Origin of the sequence: Methylobacterium sp. B1, assembly GCF_000333255.1 — a bacterium.
GTDB lineage: Bacteria > Pseudomonadota > Alphaproteobacteria > Rhizobiales > Beijerinckiaceae > Methylobacterium > Methylobacterium fujisawaense.
This window is the reverse complement of sequence record NZ_BACT01000768.1, coordinates 1-1287: the sequence shown is the minus strand read 5'-3', so window position 1 is coordinate 1287 and position 1287 is coordinate 1. Positions and strand designations below refer to the sequence as shown.

General features: G+C 66.9%; 1 protein-coding gene. It reads right to left on the bottom strand.

Features of this window, described 5'->3' with window-relative positions; all coding sequences use genetic code 11:
• A partial coding sequence (locus I53_RS22380) for an ABC transporter substrate-binding protein (protein WP_043354851.1) occupies nucleotides 1-1160 on the bottom strand: 1160 nt, incomplete at its 3' end.
• Nucleotides 1161-1287: the final 127 nt, after the last annotated feature.

Genomic DNA, 1287 nt, shown 5'->3' with positions numbered 1-1287 from the left:
ATCGCCTCGTCGTTGACGTAGCGGTCGTTGGGGCAATCCATGGTGAGCGAGAAGCCGTCCGGGTAGCCGGCCTGGGCCATCAGCTCCTTGGCCTTCTTCAGGTCGGTGGCGGGGCGCTTGAACTCGGCGCCGCGGTCGTAGAGGCTCGGGGCGATCATCAGCGCCGAGGGCACCGCCTGCCCGCGCATGACCCGCTTGGCGATCGTGTCCTCGTCGATGGCGAGGTAGAAGGCCTCGCGGACCTTGATGTCCTTGAACGGGTTCTTGCCCTTGACGCTCGAATCCTTCAGCTCGTCCCGGTCCTGGTCCATGCCGAGGAAGATCGTGCGCAGTTCGGGCCCGGCCATCACGGTGGCGGTGCCGCTGGCGTTCACCCGCTGCTGGTCCTGCAGCGGCACGGGGTCGATCCAGTCGACCTCGCCGGAGAGGAGCGCGGCGACGCGGGTCGCCGGGTTGGCGATGGTGGTCAGCACCGCCTCGTCGAGGTTCGACTCGACCTTGCCCCAGTAGCCGTCGAACTTCTTGAACACCGTCTTCACGCCCGGCTGGTGCTCGGCGATCACGAAGGGGCCGGTGCCGTTCTCGTGGAGGGTGGCGTAGCTCGGGCTGGAGGCGTTGGGCGGCGTCGGCTGCACGACGCCGTTCTTCTCGGACCATGCCTTCGACATGATCAGCCAGGTCGGGAACTGGGCGATGGCGATGGGGTTCGGCTTCTTCAGCACCATGTCGACGGTGAAGTCGTCGACCTTCACGAACTCGGCGTCGGACGGGACGTTGGTGGTAAAGTTCGAGCCCGGGGCGCGGACCCGCTGGGCGGAGAAGATCACGTCGTCGGCGGTAAACGGCGTGCCGTCGTGGAACTTCACGTTCTTGCGCAGGTGGAAGCGCCAGCGGGTCGGCTCGGGCGTCTCCCAGGATTCGGCGAGGCCGGGGGCGAATTTCAGGTTCTTGTCGAGGGTGACGAGGGATTCGTAGGCCGCCTGCTGCATGCCCTCGGTGAAGCTCTCCTTGAGGGAGTAGGGGTCGAGGGATTTCAGGTCACCCTGGAAGGCGAAACGGAAGACGTTCGCGGCCTGCGCGGGCAACGCCGCGAAAGCGAACGTCGCGACGGCACCCGTGGCCACGCCGCGGACGAGGGTCTTCAGGGTCGAACGGGACAAGCGGATCTCCGGAACCGTGAATGCGCCACCGGCCGGCAGCCCCGGCGGTGTCCACCGCGGCGTCAGCAAGCTTCGGACCATCTGTATACAAGGCGGCGGCCGAGGCTGTCGCGGGGAGGACATATCG